The following is a 7,229-nucleotide window of genomic DNA, read 5'->3' on the forward strand; positions in this document are numbered from 1 at the left end:
AATCATTAAAGAGGGCAAAGAAGACGTTTTCGATCTGACATATAAGCCGATAGAATTTGACGATTTTCTAGAATTTGACGAAATTTTGATCAAATCAAGGGAGAAATTTTTCGAGCTTATCGACGCGCTTAAAAAGGACAAGATCATCAAATCGACGCTTGAGCTGGTTTTGCAGACGAGCTCGAACGAAATTTTATCAAACGACATTCTAGGCGTGGCGGATTGGTTCATGGTAAGCGACGTGGACACTCTGCAAAGCGAGGAGGCTCTGGCGGAATTTAAGATAAACGACGAAATTTTCCGCCTCGTAAAATCATCGAAGCACAAATGCCCGAGATGCTGGAAATTTAACGCAAAAGAGCCTGATGAGCTCTGCCCGCGCTGCGCGAAGGTCATGCATGCTCGCTAGCCCCATAAGTCTCGGCTTCGTATTTTTTACGATCGCGCTGATCTGCGTAGCGACGGGCGTAGGGATCTATTTCGTGAATAAATTTAAGGATGGCAGATGATAAGTTTGAAAGAGGCTCTAAAGCTGAGCGCGGATGAAATTTCGGCGCTTAGAGCGGAGCTAAAGGATAAAATTTTAAAAACCAAAGAGCTCGGCGCCTACATCGAGCAGCTCACGAGCGAGACTCTTAACATCAGCGGCGAGGGCGTGCCGATCGCGATCAAAGATAACATTCAGGTAAAAGATTGGAGCGTCACCTCGGCAAGTAAAATTTTGCAAGGCTACGTTGCGCCATACGACGCGACGGTGGTCAAAAAGCTACGCGAACGCGGTTTAGCGCCGTTTGGGCGAACGAATATGGATGAGTTTGCGATGGGAAGCACAACTGAAAGCTCATTCTATGGCAAAACTCTCAATCCGACCGATCACTCGCGCGTACCCGGCGGCAGTAGCGGCGGAAGCGCGGCTGCCGTAGCGGCAAATATCGCCATAGCCGCACTCGGAAGCGATACGGGTGGCTCGATCCGCCAACCGGCGGCATTTTGCGGCTGCGTAGGCTTTAAGCCGAGCTACGGCAGGGTCAGCCGCTACGGGCTCGCGGCGTATTCGAGCAGCCTCGATCAGATAGGACCGATCACGCGCAGCGTCGAGGACGCGGCGATCTTATACGACATCATCGCAGGCCGCGACGAGATGGACAGCACGAGCTACGCAGGCGCTTACGAAAGCACCGCGGATAAGCTAAACGCGGATCGCAAGCTTAAGATCGCTGTTATAAAAAATTATATCGACGAGGCCTCGCAGCAGGTCAAAGAGGCTCTAAACTTAACTATAGAAAAGCTAAAATCCTTCGGGCACGAGATCGTTTACCGCGATCTTTGCAGCTCCAAATACGACATCGCGACCTACTACATCATCGCCACCGCCGAGGCTAGCGCAAATTTAAGCCGCTACGACGGCGTGCGCTACGGAAACCGCGCGAAGGCTCTAAATTTAAAAGAGCTCTACGCCAACACCCGCGGCGAAGGCTTCGGCGACGAGGTCAAAAGAAGAATGCTTCTAGGCACCTTCGTGCTAAGCAGCGGCTACTACGACGCGTATTACATCAAAGCGCAGAAGGCAAGAGCCTTCATCAAAAGCGAATATGAGGAAATTTTAAAAGACGCCGATTTGATCTTTATGCCGATCGCGCCGGGCGTGGCGTATAAATTCGGCGAGCTTAGCGATCCGCTTCGAGCGTATCTTAGCGACATCTACACGATCGGCGTAAATTTAGCGGGGCTTCCCGCGATCTCCGTGCCGGTAGCGAAAAACAAAGAGGCTCTTAATATCAGCGCGCAGCTCATCGGGCGCGCCTACGACGAACAAACGGTGCTGGACGGCGGCTTGAGTTTAGAAAAAATCGTGAAAGGATAAGTATGAAGATCGTCAAAAAGGCTCTGACCTTCGAGGATGTTTTGTTGGTACCGCAATACTCTGAAATTTTACCCAAAGAGGTCGATATCAGCACGAGTTTTACTAGAAATATCACGCTAAATACTCCTCTTGTGAGTGCTGCTATGGATACGGTCACCGAGTATCGCACCGCGATAATGATGGCGCGCCTCGGCGGCATCGGCGTGATCCATAAAAATATGGACGAGGACTCCCAAGCCAAGATGGTTCGCCGCGTAAAAAAGAGCGAAAGCGGCGTCATTATCGATCCTATCTCGATCAAGGCGGACGCCACGATCAAAGACGCTCTCGATCTGATGAGCGAGTACCATATCAGCGGCATTCCCGTTATCGAGGACAACGGCGTGTTGATTGGAATTTTGACCAATCGCGACCTGCGCTTTGAAACCGACACCGCCGCGCTAGTAGGCGAAAAGATGACCAAGGCTCCGCTAATTACTGCTCCGAAGGGCTGCACTTTGGATGATGCGGAGAAAATTTTTAGAAATAATAAAGTAGAAAAACTTCCGATAATCGACGCAAACGGCCATTTAGAGGGGCTTATTACGATTAAAGATCTTAAAAAGCGCATCGAATATCCAAGCGCCAATAAAGACAAATTTGGCCGCCTTCGCGTCGCCGCAGCGATCAGCGTAGGCCATCTGCAAAGAGCCGAAGCTCTCGTCAAAGCGGGCGTAGATGCGCTTGTAATGGACTCTGCGCACGGACACTCCAAAGGCATTATCGACACGCTTAAGGAGCTGAAGCGAAATTTTGACGTCGACGTAGTAGTTGGAAATGTCGCAAACCCCGCCAGCATAAAAGATATCGCAAACGCGGGAGCCGACGCGATTAAAGTAGGTATCGGACCGGGCTCGATCTGCACTACCCGCATCGTAGCTGGCGTGGGCGTGCCGCAATTTACTGCAATCAACGATTGCGCGATCGAGGCGGCTAAATTTGGAATTCCGATCATCGCAGACGGCGGTATCAAATACTCGGGCGACATCGCCAAAGCTCTAGCCGCGGGCGCAAGCTCGGTGATGATGGGAAGCCTGCTTGCAGGCTGCTACGAGACCCCGGGCGAGCTCATTACGTTTCAGGGCCGCCAGTACAAAACCTACCGCGGCATGGGTTCCTTAGCGGCGATGCAGAAAGGAAGCTCGGATCGCTACTTTCAAGACGGCACCGCAAAAGAAAAGCTCGTGCCCGAGGGCGTCGAGGGGCGCGTGCCTTACGCGGGCATGCTAAAAGACGTGATCTTTCAGCTACTAGGCGGCTTACGAAGCTCGATGGGATACTGCGGCAGCAAGGATATCGCGACCTTTCAGCAAAAGGCGGAATTCGTCGAGATCACGAGCGCAGGTCTTAAAGAAAGCCACGTCCACGACGTCATCATCACGCAGGAAGCGCCGAATTACCGAGTAAATCAGTGATCCTTCAAAGCAAAATTCAAAATTTCGACGAGCCGCTTTATCTGGAGAGCGGCCGCGTCTTTTCCAACTTCAAGCTCGCCTACGAAACCTACGGCGAGCTAAATCCGGACAAATCCAACGTCATCGTCATCTGCCACGCCCTAACGGGCTCCGCGCACGCCGCAGGACTTTACGAGGGCGACGTTAAGCCCGGCTGGTGGGACGGGCTCATCGGCGATCATAAAGCGGTCGATACGACGAAATTTTTCGTCATCTGCATAAATATCCTGGCTTCGCCTTTCGGCTCGACATGCCCGCTCGACGTCGATGAAAGCAGCGGCCGCGAGTACCGCTTGCGCTTTCCGGTAGTGGTCGTCTCGGACGTCGTGCGCGCGCAGATGATGCTTTTAAAGCGCTTAGGCATCGCCCGCGCCCGCGCCGTTATCGGCGGAAGTCTGGGCGGCATGCAGGCGCTGTGCTACGCGATCGAATATCCCGAATTTGCGGATGAAATTTTCGTGCTCGCAAGCACATACGCTACGCAGCCTTGGGCGATCGCGTTTAATAAGATCGCGACCGAGGCTATCTTGCGCGATCCAAATTTCAAAAACGGCAACTACGATAAAAATCTGATCTCCGAGCACGGACTTGACGGCATGGCGGTGGGGCGCATGGCGGGGCATATTAGCTTTCTAAGCCCAAGCTCGATGCAGGAAAAATTTGGGCGCAACTACGTCGAAACCGACGGTCTTTACGAGATTAACGGGCGCTTTCAGGTCGATCGCTACCTTGAATACAACGGCGAAAATTTCGCGCGCAGGTTCGATCCGTTGTGTTATCTCTACATCGCTAAGATGATGAATATATTTGATTGCACGCGCCACTACGGCAATCTCAAAAACGCCTGCGCACAGATCAGATCGCGCCTGCACCTCATCTCTTTCAAAGGCGACGTGCTCTTTCCGCCGGGGCTAATGAAAGAAATTTACGATGCGATGAGCGATCTAGGGAAAAAGGATCGCGCGAGCTACGCGCAGATCGACAGCGACTACGGACACGACGCGTTTTTGGTCGAGATAGAAAAATTTGATTACATCATAAAAAGGATTTTGGATGAGTTTTGAAGAAAAAATGGAGAAGATTAACGCGCTTTTAAAGAGCCTAAACGACAAGGATCTGAGCCTAGAAGAGAGCGTGAAGCTGTATAAGCAGGGCGTGGCGCTGCTAAAAGAGGCGAAGGAAATTTTAGAAAACGCCAAACTCGAGGTTGCCGAAATAAACGCGCCCGAGCAGGCTTAGGAGGCGACGATGATAAACGTATGCGTTTTGCAGCTACCGACGCTTTCGATGAGCGAAAATCGGATCGATTACTATATGAAGGTCGCCAAAGACAACGGCGCGCGGATCGTGCTACTGGGCGAATATGAGCTAAATTCCTTCTTTAGCGAGCTTAAAAAGATGCCCCGCTCCATCGCGTGCGAACAGAGCGAGCATAAGCAGGAGCTAATGGCGCGGCTGGCCGCCAAATACGACCTACATATCGTAGCGCCGATAATCAGAGCCGCAAGCGGTGCGATTTTGAGGCAGGCGGGCATTTTCGGCGGCGCGGCTCAAAAGAGCGTGCGCGGCGGCGAAAATTCTTTAAGCCTTAAAAGCAAGCCCGGTTGCAAGAGCGATTTAAATTCCGCAAGCGAGTCGAATTTCAAAGATGACTCAAACTCCTGCGGCGCAAAATCTTTAAATTTCAAAACCTCAAATTTAAAAAGCGCCTCCGAGGCCTCAAATACTCTAAATTCCGAAGAAAGCCAAAAAGGCACGGGCGAAGAGGAGATTTTTTGCGCGAGCGAAAACGAGCCTATCTGGGTGAAATCCTGCGCGAAATTTTCGCCCTCGGAGGTAAAATTTTACGATCAAAATATCCTGATGGACTATCCGCACTGGGACGAGGAGGGTTTTTTCGCCAACCGTAAAAGCCGCAAAATCGGTAAAATTTCGCCGATGATCTTTAGCGAGGGCGGCGTAAAATTCGGCGTCTGCTTCGGCTATGAGGCACATTTTGACGTATTTTGGCGCTATTTTATGCAGAAAAACATCGGTTGCGTGCTCGTGCCGTGCGCCTCGACCTTCGAAAGCGGCGGGCGCTGGCGCGAGCTTTTGAAGATGCGCGCGTTTACGAACTCGCTCTACGTCATCCGCGCCAACCGCATCGGCGAGGCGAAATTCGGCGAAAGCGAGTTTAAATTTTACGGCGAGAGCTTCGTCGTAACCCCCGGCGGCGAGATCGCAAACGAGCTGAAAAACGAAGAGGGCGTGCTGATGTGCGAAGTGGACGCGGACGAGATCGCTGCGGCGCGCGGGCTGTGGAAATTCCGCAAAAATCTAGTTGGCAGGGGGCTTTTATGAACTACTTTCACAGACAGATCCAGCTTTGGGGCGAGCAGACGCAGCGCGCGCTTGCGGACAAGCGTATCCTGATCATCGGTGCGGGCGGGCTTGGAAGCAGCCTTTCTTACGCTCTGGGCGCAAGCGGCATCGGGCGGATCAGCGTCGTGGATTTCGACACGGTGGCGCTTCACAACATCCACAGGCAAATTTTATTCACGCTCGAAGACGAGGGCAAATTTAAAGCGGACGTTTTCAAAAGCCGTACGGAAAGCCGCTACGACGGCGTGAGCGTGGAGGTGCACAAGAGCCGCGCGGAGGAATTTTTCGCTAGCGCGATAGGCTCGGGCGAGAAATTTGATCTGATTTTAGATGCGACCGATAATCTCGCCACGCGCGCGCAGATCGATGCGTTTGCTAAGCAAATAGGCGTGCCGTGGGTATTTGCATCGGTGGACAGCTGGCAGTGCCAAGTCTGCTTTGTGCAGAATGCGGATTTTAAATTTTTCCCTAGCCTAAACGCGACGCCTGCGGGCATAACGGCTGCGATCGTGATGTTTGCGGCGAGCTTTGAGGCAAACCTCGCTCTGCGCTATCTAGCGGGGCTTGAGGTCGAAAAAGACCTGCTTTACTACGCGAACTTTTTTGGCGGCGAGCTGGAAGTTAAGAAGATAAAATTGTAAATTTTAAATTTGGGCTTTGGCATTTATAACCGTCAAAGCCCGAATTTTTTAAAATTTAATTTCATCGGTATCAATAAAATCAAAGTACTCGAAGAATATATTTGCTATTTTGGAATTTATAAGCCCATTTTTGACGATTTCCGAAATAAGAATTTCGCTAGAAATATCATCCTTAATACCTTTTTCGGAACAAAGTATTTTATCAGGCGATAGCATATCACAAGGAAGCATCATAGAATACGCAAGAGCTTTAAAACAAGAATCTCTATTACCGATGCTTTTTACATAATCTTTATTTATTTTGATCTTACCACTCATAATATCGAACCATTTTATAAGCGACCTACAATCTTCAAGCTCTTTTTTAAAGACATCTGAAAGATAAAACAATGCCCCTTTGTCATCAAGCTCGGAAGTTTTATTAATAAGCTCTAAACTTAAATTGCTAAATTCTTTTGCAGAAAATTTCATCGGCGAATTTGCAGAATAATATCCGATATATGCCTTTGCTTTTAAAACATCTCTTTTTACCCCTAGTCCAAAAGCATAATGAATTCCCAGATCTCCGCACGCCTCTGGAAGCCCTTCTTCACAATATAATTTATCGAAAGCGGCCGCTTTGTCAAACTTATGTGCTTCAAAATCTTGCAGAAATTCTTCCTCGGAATTGAGGTATTTTTTCAAAACCTGCTCAAACTCCTCTCCCTTTAGTGGCTCCGGTAGATCCAGTGCAGATAGCTTTCCCGGTAATAACACGTATATTACCGATACTCCGATCAATTTTAAGATAAAATTTCTCATCTTTATCTCCTTAATGCTTATTACATTAAAATTTTAAATTTACTTTATACCGCAGTCAAAAACCTG

7 protein-coding genes and 1 pseudogene are annotated in these 7,229 nt (G+C 49.9%); 7 read left to right on the forward strand and 1 reads right to left on the reverse strand.

The window, feature by feature from the left end:
- The 7 genes and pseudogenes from Q0095_RS07085 to Q0095_RS07115 form a co-directional block, all read left to right on the forward strand.
- Window positions 1-409: pseudogene (locus tag Q0095_RS07085) on the forward strand (isoleucine--tRNA ligase); the annotation flags it as partial.
- 96 nt (window positions 410-505) lie between these two features.
- On the forward strand, window positions 506-1,864 hold the full coding sequence (gene gatA, locus Q0095_RS07090; protein ID WP_297882665.1) for an Asp-tRNA(Asn)/Glu-tRNA(Gln) amidotransferase subunit GatA: 1,359 nt from the start codon (window positions 506-508) through the stop codon (window positions 1,862-1,864).
- A gap of 2 nt (window positions 1,865-1,866) precedes the next feature.
- Entirely contained in the window at window positions 1,867-3,318 is a 1,452-nt protein-coding gene (gene guaB, locus Q0095_RS07095; RefSeq protein ID WP_297882667.1) for an IMP dehydrogenase, read from the forward strand.
- Entirely contained in the window at window positions 3,315-4,421 is a 1,107-nt protein-coding gene (locus Q0095_RS07100; protein ID WP_297882669.1) for a homoserine O-acetyltransferase, read from the forward strand. Before guaB ends, Q0095_RS07100 begins: the two co-directional genes overlap by 4 nt.
- Complete coding sequence (xseB, locus tag Q0095_RS07105) at window positions 4,411-4,596, forward strand: exodeoxyribonuclease VII small subunit (protein ID WP_005872361.1); 186 nt, start codon at window positions 4,411-4,413, stop codon at window positions 4,594-4,596. The genes Q0095_RS07100 and xseB overlap by 11 nt, the downstream gene beginning before the upstream one ends.
- 9 nt (window positions 4,597-4,605) lie before the next feature.
- Window positions 4,606-5,700, forward strand: coding sequence for a carbon-nitrogen hydrolase family protein (locus tag Q0095_RS07110; protein WP_297882672.1), 1,095 nt, complete (start codon window positions 4,606-4,608; stop codon window positions 5,698-5,700).
- Window positions 5,697-6,362, forward strand: a complete 666-nt coding sequence (locus Q0095_RS07115) for a ThiF family adenylyltransferase (protein ID WP_297882674.1) — start codon at window positions 5,697-5,699, stop codon at window positions 6,360-6,362. Before Q0095_RS07110 ends, Q0095_RS07115 begins: the two co-directional genes overlap by 4 nt.
- 48 nt (window positions 6,363-6,410) lie before the next feature.
- On the opposite strand, the gene Q0095_RS07120 is transcribed toward Q0095_RS07115, so the two are convergent.
- Window positions 6,411-7,163 carry a hypothetical protein gene (locus Q0095_RS07120; protein WP_297882676.1) on the reverse strand — a complete coding sequence of 251 codons (753 nt, stop codon included), beginning with the start codon at window positions 7,161-7,163 and terminating at the stop codon, window positions 6,411-6,413.
- Window positions 7,164-7,229: the final 66 nt, after the last annotated feature.

It is taken from the genome of uncultured Campylobacter sp., from assembly GCF_938045535.1.
Lineage (GTDB): Bacteria > Campylobacterota > Campylobacteria > Campylobacterales > Campylobacteraceae > Campylobacter_B.